Source organism: Bradyrhizobium sp. CB1717 (genome assembly GCF_029714325.1).
Classification (GTDB): domain Bacteria; phylum Pseudomonadota; class Alphaproteobacteria; order Rhizobiales; family Xanthobacteraceae; genus Bradyrhizobium.
Genome location: NZ_CP121666.1, coordinates 7,928,530 through 7,941,771, shown reverse-complemented (window position 1 = coordinate 7,941,771; position 13,242 = coordinate 7,928,530). Strand labels below are relative to the sequence as shown.

The 13,242-nt window shown below is 57.1% G+C and carries 14 protein-coding genes; 13 read left to right on the top strand and 1 reads right to left on the bottom strand.

Features of this window, described 5'->3' with window-relative positions; all coding sequences use genetic code 11:
- Positions 1 to 237: 237 nt before the first annotated feature.
- The 10 genes from nifD (at position 238) to QA649_RS36805 (ending at position 10,546) form a co-directional block, all read left to right on the top strand.
- Positions 238 to 1,740: a nitrogenase molybdenum-iron protein alpha chain gene (gene nifD / locus QA649_RS36850; protein WP_283026181.1), complete on the top strand. Its 1,503-nt coding sequence runs from the start codon at positions 238 to 240 to the stop codon at positions 1,738 to 1,740.
- Positions 1,741 to 1,805: 65 nt separating this feature from the next.
- Positions 1,806 to 3,362 (top strand): nitrogenase molybdenum-iron protein subunit beta, encoded by a 1,557-nt coding sequence (gene nifK / locus QA649_RS36845; protein ID WP_283021444.1) that lies wholly within the window; start codon positions 1,806 to 1,808, stop codon positions 3,360 to 3,362.
- A gap of 97 nt (positions 3,363 to 3,459) precedes the next feature.
- Complete coding sequence (nifE, locus tag QA649_RS36840) at positions 3,460 to 5,106, top strand: nitrogenase iron-molybdenum cofactor biosynthesis protein NifE (protein ID WP_283021443.1); 1,647 nt, start codon at positions 3,460 to 3,462, stop codon at positions 5,104 to 5,106.
- A 9-nt stretch (positions 5,107 to 5,115) separates the two neighbouring features.
- Positions 5,116 to 6,525 carry a nitrogenase iron-molybdenum cofactor biosynthesis protein NifN gene (gene nifN / locus QA649_RS36835; RefSeq protein ID WP_283021442.1) on the top strand — a complete coding sequence of 470 codons (1,410 nt, stop codon included), beginning with the start codon at positions 5,116 to 5,118 and terminating at the stop codon, positions 6,523 to 6,525.
- Positions 6,522 to 6,917 carry a nitrogen fixation protein NifX gene (nifX, locus tag QA649_RS36830; protein WP_283021441.1) on the top strand — a complete coding sequence of 132 codons (396 nt, stop codon included), beginning with the start codon at positions 6,522 to 6,524 and terminating at the stop codon, positions 6,915 to 6,917. Before nifN ends, nifX begins: the two co-directional genes overlap by 4 nt.
- Positions 6,918 to 6,923: 6 nt before the next feature.
- Positions 6,924 to 7,400 (top strand): NifX-associated nitrogen fixation protein, encoded by a 477-nt coding sequence (locus QA649_RS36825; RefSeq protein WP_100233575.1) that lies wholly within the window; start codon positions 6,924 to 6,926, stop codon positions 7,398 to 7,400.
- Positions 7,397 to 7,597, top strand: coding sequence for a CCE_0567 family metalloprotein (locus QA649_RS36820; protein WP_283021440.1), 201 nt, complete (start codon positions 7,397 to 7,399; stop codon positions 7,595 to 7,597). The genes QA649_RS36825 and QA649_RS36820 overlap by 4 nt, the downstream gene beginning before the upstream one ends.
- Before the next feature lie 11 nt (positions 7,598 to 7,608).
- Positions 7,609 to 7,908, top strand: coding sequence for a ferredoxin III, nif-specific (gene fdxB, locus QA649_RS36815; protein WP_283021439.1), 300 nt, complete (start codon positions 7,609 to 7,611; stop codon positions 7,906 to 7,908).
- Between the two features lie 1,131 nt (positions 7,909 to 9,039).
- The gene (locus QA649_RS36810; RefSeq protein WP_283021438.1) at positions 9,040 to 9,663 is read left to right on the top strand and encodes a host specificity protein; all 624 of its coding nucleotides are present in this window, start codon (positions 9,040 to 9,042) and stop codon (positions 9,661 to 9,663) included.
- Between the two features lie 487 nt (positions 9,664 to 10,150).
- Positions 10,151 to 10,546, top strand: coding sequence for a Rieske 2Fe-2S domain-containing protein (locus QA649_RS36805; RefSeq protein WP_157329607.1), 396 nt, complete (start codon positions 10,151 to 10,153; stop codon positions 10,544 to 10,546).
- 9 nt (positions 10,547 to 10,555) lie between these two features.
- Here the strand turns inward: QA649_RS36805 and QA649_RS36800 are convergent, their stop codons facing one another.
- On the bottom strand, positions 10,556 to 11,146 hold the full coding sequence (locus tag QA649_RS36800) for a hypothetical protein (protein ID WP_283021437.1): 591 nt from the start codon (positions 11,144 to 11,146) through the stop codon (positions 10,556 to 10,558).
- A gap of 272 nt (positions 11,147 to 11,418) precedes the next feature.
- Here QA649_RS36800 and QA649_RS36795 point away from each other — a divergent pair, with 272 nt between their 5' ends.
- From QA649_RS36795 to nifS, 3 genes are read left to right on the top strand one after another with little or no spacing between them, the layout of a single operon-like run.
- Complete coding sequence (locus QA649_RS36795) at positions 11,419 to 11,739, top strand: iron-sulfur cluster assembly accessory protein (RefSeq protein WP_283021436.1); 321 nt, start codon at positions 11,419 to 11,421, stop codon at positions 11,737 to 11,739.
- Positions 11,718 to 12,071, top strand: a complete 354-nt coding sequence (locus QA649_RS36790) for a NifU family protein (protein ID WP_245452377.1) — start codon at positions 11,718 to 11,720, stop codon at positions 12,069 to 12,071. The genes QA649_RS36795 and QA649_RS36790 overlap by 22 nt, the downstream gene beginning before the upstream one ends.
- On the top strand, positions 12,068 to 13,240 hold the full coding sequence (gene nifS / locus QA649_RS36785) for a cysteine desulfurase NifS (protein WP_283021435.1): 1,173 nt from the start codon (positions 12,068 to 12,070) through the stop codon (positions 13,238 to 13,240). Before QA649_RS36790 ends, nifS begins: the two co-directional genes overlap by 4 nt.
- The last annotated feature ends 2 nt before the right edge of the window (positions 13,241 to 13,242 follow it).

The window sequence follows — 13,242 nt, the reverse complement described above, 5'->3', positions numbered from 1 at the left end:
GGGCAGGCGATTTCACGCATAGGCAGCCTTGTTTCATTTCGAACAGGGCCAAACCGAGAGTTTTCTCTGCCCAAAGCTAATGTCGGATTCGCAACAACACCCCCCGTCACCGCAGGAGGCTCGCTAAGCGATTTTGTTTGCTATGTTTTTTGGTGCTCAAGAGACGCTGGCATGCTCGTTGCTAAAGTCTTGCTCAAGAAGTCGCCCTCGCAACAGCTAACCTTTGAAGGACATCAGATGAGTCTCGCCACGACCCAGAGCATCGCAGAAATCAGGGCTCGCAACAAAGAGCTGATCGAGGAGGTGCTGAAGGTCTATCCGGAGAAAACCGCGAAACGGCGTGCCAAGCACCTCAACGTTCACCAAGCCGGCAAGTCAGATTGCGGGGTGAAGTCCAACATCAAATCCATACCTGGCGTGATGACGATCAGAGGCTGCGCCTATGCAGGGTCAAAGGGAGTGGTCTGGGGACCGATCAAGGACATGGTCCATATCAGCCACGGCCCGGTCGGCTGCGGTCAGTATTCGTGGGGCTCGCGACGCAATTATTACGTTGGCACGACGGGCATCGATAGCTTCGTGACCCTGCAGTTCACCTCGGACTTCCAGGAAAAGGATATCGTGTTCGGTGGCGACAAAAAGCTGGTCAAAATTCTTGATGAAATCCAGGAGCTGTTTCCGCTCAACAACGGCATCACCATCCAATCGGAATGCCCGATCGGATTGATTGGTGACGACATCGAGGCCGTGTCGAGAGCAAAATCCAAGGAATATGGCGGCAAGACCATCGTGCCGGTCCGTTGTGAGGGGTTTCGGGGCGTGTCGCAGTCACTAGGCCACCACATTGCCAACGACGCGGTGCGCGATTGGATTTTCGACAAGCCCGAGTCCGATGGCAAACCAACGTTTGAGCCGACGCCGTACGATGTTGCGATCATCGGAGACTACAATATCGGCGGCGACGCCTGGTCATCGCGAATTCTACTAGAGGAGATGGGCCTGCGGGTGATCGCGCAGTGGTCTGGCGACGGTTCGCTAGCTGAGCTCGAGGCAACGCCGAAGGCAAAGCTCAACATTCTGCATTGCTACCGTTCCATGAACTACATCTCACGCCACATGGAAGAGAAGTTCGGCATCCCCTGGTGCGAGTACAACTTCTTCGGACCTTCAAAGATCGCAGAGTCGCTGCGCAAGATTGCGGGCTATTTCGACGACAAGATCAAGGAAGGTGCCGAGCGGGTGATTGAAAAGTACCAACCGCTGGTGAACGCCGTGATCGCAAAATATCGCCCGCGCCTGGAGGGCAAGACGGTGATGCTGTACGTCGGCGGGCTCCGTCCGCGTCATGTGATTGGCGCATACGAGGACCTCGGGATGGAAGTCATTGGTACCGGATACGAGTTCGGTCACAACGACGACTATCAGCGCACAGCTCAGCACTACGTAAAGGACAGCACGCTCATCTACGATGACGTCAATGGCTACGAGTTCGAGCACTTCGTCGAAAAGCTCCAGCCTGACCTCGTCGGCTCGGGCATCAAGGAAAAATACGTTTTTCAAAAGATGGGTGTGCCGTTCCGGCAGATGCACTCCTGGGACTATTCGGGCCCATATCACGGCTATGACGGTTTTGCCATCTTTGCGCGCGACATGGACATGGCCATCAACTCGCCGGTCTGGAAGAAAACGAAGGCCCCCTGGAAGGAAGCTTCGAGAGCCAAGCTCCTGGCTGCAGAATAAACCAACTCATCGCGCTCTGTGGGAAGCCGGGGCGACACCAATCTCGATAGTGAAGGACTTCAACAATGGCGCAGAGTGCCGAACACGTGCTCGATCATCTCGAGCTGTTCCGCGGTCCAGAATACCAGCAGATGCTGGCCAAGAAGAAGATATTCGAGAATCCTCGCGATCCCGCCGAGGTCGAACGCATCAAGGAATGGACGAAGACGGCCGAATATCGCGAAAAGAACTTTGCGCGGGAGGCGCTAGCGGTAAATCCGGCCAAGGCATGCCAACCGCTTGGCGCCGTATTCGCCTCTGTTGGCTTTGAGGGCACGCTGCCCTTCGTCCACGGCTCGCAAGGCTGCGTGGCCTACTACCGCAGCCATCTGTCGCGGCACTTCAAGGAGCCTTCTTCCTGCGTCTCCTCGTCGATGACGGAAGACGCTGCCGTATTCGGCGGCCTGAACAACATGACCGACGGGCTCGCGAACAGCTACAACATGTACAAACCCAAGATGATTGCGGTCTCGACGACCTGCATGGCCGAGGTGATTGGCGATGACCTCAACGCCTTCATTAAGACGTCGAAAGAAAAAGGCTCGGTGCCGGCAGACTTCGACGTGCCATTCGCCCATACGCCGGCGTTCGTCGGCAGCCACGTCACCGGTTATGACAATGCGCTCAAGGGCATTCTGGAGCATTTTTGGGACGGTAAGGCCGGAACAGCGCCGAAGCTGGAGCGCAAGCAGAACGGGGCGATCAACATCATTGGTGGGTTCGATGGCTATACCGTCGGGAACCTTCGCGAGATCAAGCGCATCTTGGCGTTGATGGGCATCCAGCACACGATTCTCGCGGATAATTCCGAAGTCTTCGATACTCCGACAGACGGCGAATTCCGGATGTATGACGGAGGCACGACGCTGGAAGATGCGGCCAACGCGGTTCACGCCAAGGCGACGATTTCCATGCAGCAGTGGTGCACCGAAAAAACACTGCCATTCGTGGCTGAGCATGGCCAGGACGTCGTATCCTTCAACTACCCGGTGGGCATATCCGCAACGGATGACTTTATCGTGGCGCTGTCACGCATCAGCGGCAAGGAGATTCCCGAGCAACTCGCGCGAGAACGTGGCCGCCTGGTCGACGCCATCGCTGACTCCAGCGCGCATATCCATGGCAAGAAGTTCGCGATTTATGGCGATCCGGATCTTTGCTATGGGTTGACTGCGTTTCTGCTCGAGCTCGGCGCCGAACCGACCCATGTGCTGTCCACGAATGGCAGCAAGGCATGGCACGAAAAAATGCAGGTGCTGCTTGCAAGCTCGCCATTTGGGCAGGGCTGCCAAGCCTATCCGGGCCGAGACCTCTGGCACATGCGCTCACTCCTGTTCACTGAGCCAGTCGATTTTCTGATTGGCAACACCTACGGCAAGTATCTGGAGCGCGACACTGGAACGCCACTGATCCGCATCGGCTTTCCGGTTTTTGATCGGCATCACCATCACCGCTCCCCCCTATGGGGCTATCAGGGCGGCCTGAATGTGCTGGTGAAGATCCTGGACAAGATCTTCGATGAGATGGACAAGAAGACAAACGTTCTTGGCAAAACTGACTACAGCTTCGACATCATTCGTTGATGAGCGACCGTGGCGCGTGCCATCGCCCAATAACTCGGCGATGGCACAAGCACACGACCGTTGACCATGCAATTAGTTTGCGCTGAGAGGAAAAGGGATGACTTCACTAGCGGCCACGGTCCAGAAGATTTTTGACGAGCCGGGCTGCGCCAAAAACGGCAGTAAGTCGGAGGCTGACCGCAAGAACGGCTGCACCAAACAACTGCTGCCGGGTAGCGCTGCTGGTGGCTGTGCTTTCGATGGCGCCAAGGTTGCGCTGCAGCCGTTCACCGATGTCGCTCACTTGGTGCATGGTCCGATCGCGTGCGAAGGGAATTCCTGGGACAATCGCGGCGCGGCGTCATCAGGCTCGAATCTGTGGCGCACCTCGTTCACAACAGATTTGAGCGAAACCGATATTGTATTCGGAGGCGAGAAGCGGCTCTGTAAAGCGATCAAGGAGATCATCGACAAGTGCGACCCGCCCGCCATCTTCGTCTATCAAACCTGCATCCCGGCGATGATCGGCGACGACATCAACGCAGTTTGTAAGGCAGCATCGCAAAGGTTCGCAAAGCCGGTGATCCCGATCAATTCCCCGGGCTTCGTCGGCTCGAAGAACCTCGGTAACAAGCTCGCCGGCGAAGCATTGCTCGACCATGTGATCGGGACGCAAGAGCCGGACTACACCACCCCGTGCGATATCAACCTGATCGGGGAATACAACCTTTCGGGAGAGCTCTGGCAAGTGAAGCCATTGCTAGACGAACTTGGGATACGGATTCTCTCCTGCATCTCCGGCGATGGCAAGTATCGCGAAGTCGCTTCATCCCATCGCGCGCGGGCGGCGATGTTGGTGTGCTCAAAGTCCATGATCAACGTCGCACGCAAGATGGAGCAACGCTACGGGATTCCTTTCTTCGAGGGGTCGTTCTACGGTATTCAAGATTCGAGCGAATCGCTGCGTCAGCTTGCGCGCTTATTGGTTGAGCGGGGCGCGCCTGCAGATCTGCTCGGGCGAACTGAAGTGGTGATCGCGCGCGAGGAAGCGTGGGTCCGGGCTGCGATAGGGCCGTACAAGCCACGATTTGAAGGCAAGAGGGCGTTGTTGATTACCGGCGGCGTCAAGTCATGGTCGATCGTTGCGGCACTCCAGGAAGCTGGGCTTGAGTTAGTCGGGACCAGCGTCAAGAAATCAACCAGGAATGACAAGGAGCGCATCAAGGAGCTCATGGGGCGGGATGCCTACATGATTGAGGACATGACTCCGCGCGAAATGTATAAGATGTTGAAGGACGCAAAAGCGGACATCATGCTGTCGGGCGGCAAGTCGCAGTTCGTCGCGCTGAAAGCGGCGATGCCCTGGCTCGATATCAACCAGGAGCGTTGCCACGCCTATATGGGCTATGTCGGAATGGTCAAGCTGGTGGAGGAGATCGATAAGTCGCTCTCCAGTCCGATGTGGGAGCAGCTACGTCGACCGGCCCCATGGGAGGCATTGGCCAAGGCGATGGAGCAGATGCCATCGCCGGTGGCCGCGATCGCGTGCGATCCGGCGCTCGCCGAAGCCGCGCGCCGCGCGAGGAAGATCTGCGTGTGCAACGCGGTCGATTTAGGCACGATTGAGGATGCAATCTACGCGCACGGCCTGAGCAGCGTCGCAGCAGTGAGAGAGCATACCAATGCGGTCGGAGGCTGCTGCCGGAGACGCATCGAAGGTATCTTGGTGTCCGACCCATCTGTCATGCGACAGGCCGCAGAATAGGGAGGCGTCATGGCCATCGTCACGGCGCCGACGAAAGCCTGCGCTGTCAACCCGCTGAAGATGAGTCAGCCGATCGGCGGCGCATTCGCCTTCATGGGGCTGCGCGGGGCGATGCCGCTTCTGCACGGCTCCCAGGGATGCACATCCTTCGGGCTCACGCTTTTCGTCCGGCATTTCAAAGAGGCAGTACCGCTGCAGACCACCGCGATGAGCGAGGTCGCGACCGTACTCGGCGGTTATGAGAATCTCGAGCAGGCGATACTGAACATCTACAACCGTACCAAGCCAAAAATCATCGGAATCTGCTCGACCGGTGTCACCGAGACCAACGGCGACGATGTGGATGCCTACCTCAAGCTAATCCGTTGCAAGCATCCCCAACTCGCAAAGTTGCCACTGGTGTATGTCTCGACGCCTGATTTCAAGGGCGCGTTCCAGGACGGCTGGGGGAAGGCTGTGGCACGCATTGTAGAGGTGCTGGTGGAAGGGCCCGGCGCCAATGGACTGCGGGACCCATTGAAAGTGAATGTTCTGCCGGGATGTCACCTCACGCCCGGCGACATTGATGAACTCCGTGTCATACTGGAAGATTTCGGGTTGTGCCCGTCCTTCCTCCCTGACGTAGCAGGATCGCTCGATGGACATATCCCCGATGAGTTTACGCCAACGACCATCGGCGGCATCGGCGTCGACGAAATTGAGAGCATGGGCCGCGCCGGATGGACGATTGCAATCGGGGCGCAGATGCAGCGTGCGGCAGAGGTCATGCAGGTCAAGACCGGCGTGCCTTTTCGTATCTTCGAGCGGCTGTGTGGTCTCTGTCCAAACGACGAATTCATGACGTTCTTGAGCGAGATCAGCGGCCGCCCCATACCCTTGAAATATCGGCGGCAGCGCGGTCAGCTCGCCGATGCAATGCTGGACGCGCATTTCCATATTGGCGGTCGCAAAGTTGCTATCGGCGCTGAGCCAGACCTTCTGTTCGATGTGTCCGGCATGCTGCACGACATGGGCGCGCAGGTGACAGCGGCCGTGACGACCACTCAGTCGGAGGTGATCGGGCGGATCAAGGCCAAGGAGGTACTCATTGGCGATCTCGAGGATCTGGAAGGGCTTGCCAAAACACACCATTGCGACCTGCTGATCACGCATTCGCATGGCAGACAAGCGGCGGCTCGGCTGAAATTGCCGTTCTATCGCACGGGTTTTCCGATGTTCGATCGACTTGGGGCGGGACACCAACTATCCGTGGGCTATCGTGGTACCCGCAATCTGATCTTTGAAATCGCCAACCTCGTGATCGCGCACCGCGAGGAAAACGATCAGCCTACACCCGATAGATGGCGGACTGCGGCCGGTCTGCCACGATGCTCGGGGTATCGCAGCTCCACCGGCGCGGCTGGGAGGTCGGTTGCATGAAGGTCGCGTTTGCCACTCAGGACATGAGTCGGGTCGATGCCCATTTTGGTTGGGCAAAGAATATCGCAATCTACGACGTCGCGCCTGGCGGGCACGTGTTTCTCAAAGCGATTGAGTTTGAGGGCGACCTTAAGGAAGACGGCAACGACGATAAGTTGGCGCCAAAGATCGAGGCGATCAAGGATTGCGCGATTCTTTACGTCGCCGCCATCGGCGGTGCCGGGGCTGCGCGAGTGGTGGCCAACAAGGTTCATCCTATCAAGGTGAACAAACCAGAAAGCATTCTGGTGTTGCTCGAAAAACTCGAGCGCGTATTGAACGGCACGCCACCCCCCTGGCTACGCAAGGCCATGGCAAAGGACCGACGGCGTACGTTCAAGTTCGACGAATGAGGTGATATGACCGCTAAAATAGAGCAGCAGGGCAGCGCCGTCGACGCGCCATTCCTCAAGGAGTTGATCAAGATTTGGCGTGCTCAGGATACCAACGGAGCCTGGGAGGCAAAGAGTGATCTTGACCTGCTCGAACCATATATCTTGGACAAGCAGAAAAGGCGCGCATTGCCGATTATCGGTGATCCCGATCCCGATACACTGTGGCGGCTTAAGCTGTTCTTCGATGCGGTCGCGCTCTCGATCGAGAGGGAGACCGGCGGGATGATCCAGCCGATTCTGGATCTGCATCATGAAGGCTTCGGCCGCATGGTGCTTATCTCAGGCCGGCTGATCGCCGTGAACAAGCAGCTGCGCGATGTGCATCGCTTTGGATTTGATAGTTTCGTAAAGCTCGCGCAGGAGGGCGACAAATATGTCAGCGACGGAATCGACCTAATTCGGAAATTTCCTCAGGTGGCGAACTATTGGGGATACTCATGAGCGATCGTGAAACACTAAAGGCCGAACTAAGGAAAGTATCCGCCAAGGCAATACAGGCGAAGATGGATCTGCACGACCTTTCCGAAGAATTGCCCATCAACTGGAATTCGATCATGTTGGTGGCGCAGAAGGCGTACGATGCCTATGCCGAACTTGAGCGCAAGGGCCTCGACTTGAAGGCGCTTGAAAAGACTTAAAGGGGCAATGCATGTCGTTTCAAACACGAGACGGACGCGACTGGACGCCACAATACCTGATCTCGATCGATCCAAAGAAGTGCATCGGCTGTGGCCGCTGTTTCAAGGTGTGCGGTCGAGATGTCATGACGTTGAAAGGAAGCAGCCAGGAGGGCGAACTTGTCGAGCTCGATGACGACGAGGACGATGAGATCGAAAAGAAGATTATGGTTCTGAATGATCAAGGCGCCTGCATTGGCTGCGGTGCATGCGCCAGGGTTTGCCCGGCCAACTGCCAGACTCACACTTCAGCCGTACCTGAAGCGGCGTGAGCGAACACACTCGTCGTGTTGCGGCAGGTGAGATATAGGTGAGGAAAGGTGGAATTTTGATCAGGTGAACTGGTGATGAGGACGGCGCGCCAGAAGGATCTCGATTAAACATCGAATAGCAAGATCGAGCGAGCTGAAGGGTAAGCATTGCCTGGTGATGGTTGTGCGCGGCTATGGTATGTCGGTACAGTAGCCGTCGCTCACAAATCACTCGTCTCCAAGGTCCGCCCTTTCGTTAGAAGGCGAACCGCGCCTCCCGCAGCGCTAAGTAGATCGAAGTGCCTGTCATGATGGAGTCCGAAGAGCATAGTGCAAAGCAGGTAGCCACTGCGTCGGCCGATTTGGTCCGAGGGAATGCTGTGCATGTCTGCTTGCGATCAGCAGAAGCTTACTTGTCCGCCGCACCGCCGATCGTGGACAATGATGCTGCCTAGATGGTCGATTCTATTTAGAACGTGATGTGCCGGGAACACATTAGTTGGTCTTTTTGCGCACGCCCGGTGGCGGACGACATTTCGCTGCCCAGTACGCAGGCGTTGCGATAGAGCACGCAGACATCGAGAGCACATCGCAAATCAACACGGATCACTTCGCACGCAGGTCTCTAATTGTCGTTGCGCGGGTACCTCGTCGGGCCGGGTGCCCATCTGCTGATAGGAACCTGGCAGTCATTATCATTAGTCGTCGGTCTCTTTGACGGACCGGCAGCCGACGATCTTACGTGCGATTCCACCCACAGATCGCGGCTTGTCGCAGCGACTATCTGTAACTCACAGTGCGTCGGGTAGTCGCGCCGATGCGCGCAGAGTACTTTGGTCAGGTTGTGGTCAGCTAGGAATTCTATCATGGCCAGCAGAGCTTGGGCGGCACGAGCTCAATTGCGTGCAACTTTGCCGATAGGAGAGCGCTCTCATGTATGGCAGAAGCGTAGGCTCATCCAGCCAGTTCACAACCGGTAACCAAACTGACGATTCCTCAGAAGGGGGAGATAGTCCCCGGTTTGCGGAAACAGTTGCAGGAATGGAGCGAGGTGGGTCGTCATCAGAACCAGCGGCGTCATACTCTCTCGTTTCCGAACCACCCATTAGAGAGATCGACCGAAAGTCCTTCTTGCGCGGCGTTGAGAGATTCTTGCGAAATGATATCAGGTACATCGCCGCGAACCCAGAAGAGTACTCAGACTTCGTCTCCCAGAAGGCTGAGCGCACAGCGACGGTTGCTGGAAGTTACGCCAACACCTACGACGATCCAAATAAGCCAGCACGATTTTACAGCTACCAGTTGGGCCACGAAATTGTCGGGCTTCTAAGAGCAGGAGGCCCGGCTCTGATTAAAGGAGACCAGTTTCAGCAGCAGTTTGGGCGCAACGATATCACATCCGTCGTAGATCTTAGGGTGACTCATCCGCTTGTCGAGAACGCTGGCGATATCTTGCTAGAACATCAACTGCGAGAGGACGGGGACCATCCGCTGATCTTGTCGCGGCCGGCCCTAGCGGGCATGGAACCTCGTCTAGCGGACATGGGTTTTGTTCACGTGGGTCGTAACCACTGGGTGCTTGATCCTCACCAGCGCCCCGATGTATGGGCGAAGAACGAGAACGACGAGTGGCAGCGCGTAGGCAAGCCTACGAAGTATCTTTCCGAAGATGGCGGCAGTAATGTCGGTCCTCAGAGAAGCTACCAAACGGACTCGTCGGACGATGACCCTTCATTTTACTTGGAGCGCGCTCTTACGGAGATGCACATGGAGTAAATTCGCTGCAATAGCAGCAACGGGCCTGAAATGACGGACATTTGACCGTTCTATCCCGGCTCAACGGTCTTGCTCCAAAGGGGGCGCACGCTCGCTGCGTCCCCCCGCCGGCTCAAACGTCCGTTCAACCTTTCTCTGAAGGCGCTTACGAAGTTACGGTGGGATGCGATCTGAGGGGGCGTAACGGGGGCTCCCTGCGGAGTGGCCATCAACGAGCAGCAACGACCGGCCACCGCAGGCAGCTATCCGGCCAATGGTGCAGAGGGCTTGGACCCGAAAGCTGCAGCTGCAACGACCTTCATGGAAACGGCCGCAAGTCCCAAATTGTCGAACTGCTTCTGAATTATGCGTCGGGTAATTGGGTGAGTCAGCAATGGGGGCTCGCGCGTTGGATTGCCACAGACACTATCAGCCCGGCACTTGTACGATTCTTGCAGGTTGATTGCACAGCGACAATGAAAAGCGTCTTGCAATGAATGGGTGATAAATGAAGCCAAATCCCATCTACGCGATCTGCAACTTTAAGGACATTCCGAGCCGCCAGGCCATGGGATTCCACCTTATGATCGTCGATGATGACGGCAATCACCAGCCGTGGTCCATCATTGTTGTGCGCTGGGGCAAAAAGGTGCTTGGCTACGCTAACAAATGCCCGCACAGCGGCGTCAATTTGGACTGGGAGCGGAACGAATTCCTCGATCCATACGGCATCCGGCTGATGTGCGGCAAGCATGGTTCGACCTTCGAACTCGGCACCGGCCGGTGCGTCGAAGGTCCATGTCAAGGCGGAGCCCTCACGCCGATCGCGTTGGCAGTTCTGGATGATGATATCTGCGTCGTTGGTGTGCATCTTGTCGAAGACGATGCATCGGCCAACAACTGAAGTCCGCGCTCAGACCGGCCGGTTCTCGTTGCGGTTTTTCACGGGCTCCATCCTCTTTAGTCCGTCCTCGTACGAGATCTCCTCATAAGACAGGTCGAGATCCTTTGCGGCATCGAGGAGGTAATCAAGCTTGCCGCCCGGATCGAGCTTCTTGATTTCGTCCTTGTTGAGCCCGACCAGGTCCATCATCTCCTTCCAAACCGTGGATTCATCGCACGGTAGGACGTGGAAGCGAATGTCTCCGAACCTCACTCGGTACTTCGCCAGTAAATCAATGTTGTTGCAGAAAATGAAGTAGCTGCCGGTTGGGCTCAAGGCGCCATCAAGGACGGTCGTGACGTCAGCGAGATACGCGAAGGAATGCAGGTAGCCGGCCAGCACCGGAATAGTGCATTCGCCGTCCTGCGCGATCGTCAACACCTGCTCAATCGAATAGTCGGGCGGCCGTTTTTCGTCCGCGACCTGAGTCTGGAATTTTAGCGCCACGTCGCCGCGAAAGCCGAACCGGCCCGGCTTGGTAGTCCCGCCTTTGAGTACGGCATTGAGCAAGCGGCCCTCCTTCTCAAGTCTGCCGAGTGCGGTGTTCTCGATTGCAGTCATTAAACTCTTCCTCGATCTAAGCTCTTCACCGACGGCTTGGCCGGTGCTAGATGCGATGCAAATTGCTTGCCGTTGCATGAGTAGGGGCCTTCGCCGTAGCTTAGAACGAAAACGCGTCAGTGGCTGCGCTCGCATCAAGGAGCCTTGTCGGGAACGCGACATCCGTTCCAAAGCCAACAGGCGCGATCCGAAAAAGGGAGCATCATCAAGCGTCTGCGCGCTGGCACGTGACTTGCCCTTAGCAGCGAGATCCAAGCTGATGAGGGAAAGCCGTGATTAACCTGACGGATAGCGCAGTGAATGCAATCAAGAGCGCGATTTCATCGTCGACGCACCCGACCGGCGGTCTGCGCGTCATGATCGAAGCAGGCGGCTGCAATGGATTCAAATACAAGATGGGTCTGGTCGAAGAACCGAGACCTGGCGACACCGTGATCAAGTGTGACGGGCTGAAGGTGTTCGTCGATAACAAGAGCTGTGAGCATCTGATCGGCACGACCATTGATTTCGTGATCGCAACGGAGAGTTCTGGCTTTACTTTTCACAACCCGAATGCCACCGCGAACTGCTCATGCGGAAAATCGTTCAGCTGATGAAACAAATCGTCCAGCTGCTGAGGAGAAAACATCGAAGCATACCGGCCGAACCGGGAAAACTAAGGCAATCGTCGTCCACTGCGACAAATCGAGAGCGTCGCCTTCGCGGCGCAGTCGAAGAGATCCGCCCCAATCTGCAACGCGTCGGTGGCGACTGTCACCTGATCGGGATCGATGGCAGCAGAGCCATGGTCAGGCTGACCGGTGCCTGCACGTTGTGTAAGCTTTCGAGCCTGACGCTGAAAAGCGTTCGCGCGCGGCTGGTGAGTAAACTCGGCGAATTAGTTCGCCTGATTCCCGTCGCCGCTGCAGGCGAGGTAGTGGATTGAGCGAAAATCGAGTGCCGATTTACCTCGATAACAATGCAACGACGCGGACCGACCCATCGGTCTTGCAAGCCATGTTGCCGTTCTTCACCGAGCAATTCGGCAATGCCTCGTCCACGCATGCCTTTGGCAGCGAGGTCGCAGTCGCTGTGAGGCAGGCCCGGCTGAGCTTGCGGGGCCTGCTAGGGAACGCATACGATCGTGAAATCGTTTTTACCTCGGGAGGGACCGAGGCCAATAATGCCGCGATCCTCTCTGCGCTTGCGACACAGGAAGACCGCGACGAGATCGTCACCACCTCAGTTGAGCACTCCGCTGTTCTTGCGCTAACCGAGCAATTGACGACAAGAGGAGTCAAGACACACATCGTACCCGTAGATGCGCGCGGCCGGCTCGATATTGAGGCGTTTCGCGGCGCACTCGGGCCACGCACAGCGATTGCCTCGGTTATGTGGGCCAACAACGAGACCGGAACGAAGTTTCCCGTGCGGTTTCTTGCCGGGTTGACCCGTGAGGCGGGCGCGCTGTTTCACACTGATGCGGTCCAGGCCATCGGTAAGGTGCGCGTGAACCTAAAGGACAGTGCCATCGACATGCTCTCGCTATCCGGGCACAAACTGCACGGTCCCAAGGGGATCGGCGCGCTATATTTGCGCACAGGGACAAAATTCCGGCCGCTGATCTGCGGCGGATCACAGGAACGAGGGCGTCGCGGCGGGACTGAGAATATTCCCGGCATTGTCGGCCTGGGAAAGGCCGCCGAGCTTGCCGCGGAGCGGCTCGAATCGGAGCGCGTGCGCATTTGCGCGTTGCGCGACCGCCTTGAGCATGGAATTTTGCAAATTGGCGAGTGCGTTGCGCTCGGCGATCTCAGCAATCGATTAGGGAACACGGCCAATATTGCTTTCGATCGTCTCGAAGGCGAAGCCATCGTCCACCATCTCAATAGAGCGGGCATTGCCGTGTCGCTCGGATCAGCCTGCAACGCCGGCTCAATGCAGCCATCGCATGTTCTGCGTGCCATGCAGGTGCCGGCGTGGCGGATGCGTGGCGCGGTGCGCTTTTCTCTGTCGCGTGAAACCTCCGTCGCGGAGGTCGATGAGGTCGTGTGCGCAGTGTCCGACATCGTGGCTCGCCTGCGCGCCACCTCCGCCGTCGCAGTCAAGGAGTAGAC

Excerpts from the sequence above, each read along its gene's own strand:
- nifD (WP_283026181.1), top strand. The coding sequence starts at position 238 with ATGAGTCTCGCCACGACCCAGAGCATCGCAGAAATCAGGGCTCGCAAC.
- nifK (WP_283021444.1), top strand. The coding sequence starts at position 1,806 with ATGGCGCAGAGTGCCGAACACGTGCTCGATCATCTCGAGCTGTTCCGC.
- nifE (WP_283021443.1), top strand. The coding sequence starts at position 3,460 with ATGACTTCACTAGCGGCCACGGTCCAGAAGATTTTTGACGAGCCGGGC.
- nifN (WP_283021442.1), top strand. The coding sequence starts at position 5,116 with ATGGCCATCGTCACGGCGCCGACGAAAGCCTGCGCTGTCAACCCGCTG.
- nifX (WP_283021441.1), top strand. The coding sequence starts at position 6,522 with ATGAAGGTCGCGTTTGCCACTCAGGACATGAGTCGGGTCGATGCCCAT.
- QA649_RS36825 (WP_100233575.1), top strand. The coding sequence starts at position 6,924 with ATGACCGCTAAAATAGAGCAGCAGGGCAGCGCCGTCGACGCGCCATTC.
- QA649_RS36820 (WP_283021440.1), top strand. The coding sequence starts at position 7,397 with ATGAGCGATCGTGAAACACTAAAGGCCGAACTAAGGAAAGTATCCGCC.
- fdxB (WP_283021439.1), top strand. The coding sequence starts at position 7,609 with ATGTCGTTTCAAACACGAGACGGACGCGACTGGACGCCACAATACCTG.
- QA649_RS36805 (WP_157329607.1), top strand. The coding sequence starts at position 10,151 with ATGAAGCCAAATCCCATCTACGCGATCTGCAACTTTAAGGACATTCCG.
- QA649_RS36800 (WP_283021437.1), bottom strand. The coding sequence starts at position 11,146 with ATGACTGCAATCGAGAACACCGCACTCGGCAGACTTGAGAAGGAGGGC.
- QA649_RS36790 (WP_245452377.1), top strand. The coding sequence starts at position 11,718 with ATGCGGAAAATCGTTCAGCTGATGAAACAAATCGTCCAGCTGCTGAGG.